1 protein-coding gene is annotated in these 391 nt (G+C 64.7%); it reads right to left on the bottom strand.

The window, feature by feature from the left end:
• Positions 1-236 (bottom strand): aminoacyl-tRNA hydrolase (locus tag A3764_RS20975; RefSeq protein ID WP_150122364.1); only part of this gene is annotated, 236 nt, incomplete at its 3' end.
• Between the last annotated feature and the right edge of the window lie 155 nt (positions 237-391).

The raw sequence follows: 391 nt of genomic DNA, 5'->3' as shown, positions 1-391 counted from the left end.
TAAAAGCGCATGGCCGCCTGGACCGACTGGCCGGAGTTGTTCATGAAGGTTTCCGGCTTGAGCAGAACGGCCCGGGCCGAGCCGAAGCGGCCTTCGCTGATGCTGCCCTGATGCTTGCCCTTCCATGGCGCAAAGCCATGGTCCGCCGCGATGCGGTCCAGTGCCATGAAGCCGATGTTGTGGCGATTCCCGGCATATTTGCCGCCCGGATTGCCCAGGCCGACGAATAGTTTCATGAGCGGTCTCCTTTCAGGGCGGATCACAGGCAGGGGCGCGGGGCAGGGCAATGAGTGGGGTCTACGCGGTCCGCAGTGAGTTTGACAAGCACATCGGACCGCCGTGCCAGCCCCCTCCCCGGACGCAGGCGGCGGTGCGAAACGAAAACGGGGCC

Source organism: Sulfitobacter sp. HI0129, from assembly GCF_001635395.1.
Lineage (GTDB): Bacteria > Pseudomonadota > Alphaproteobacteria > Rhodobacterales > Rhodobacteraceae > Sulfitobacter.
Note: the sequence above shows the minus strand (reverse complement) of the source record. Positions and strands in the feature narration are given on the sequence as shown.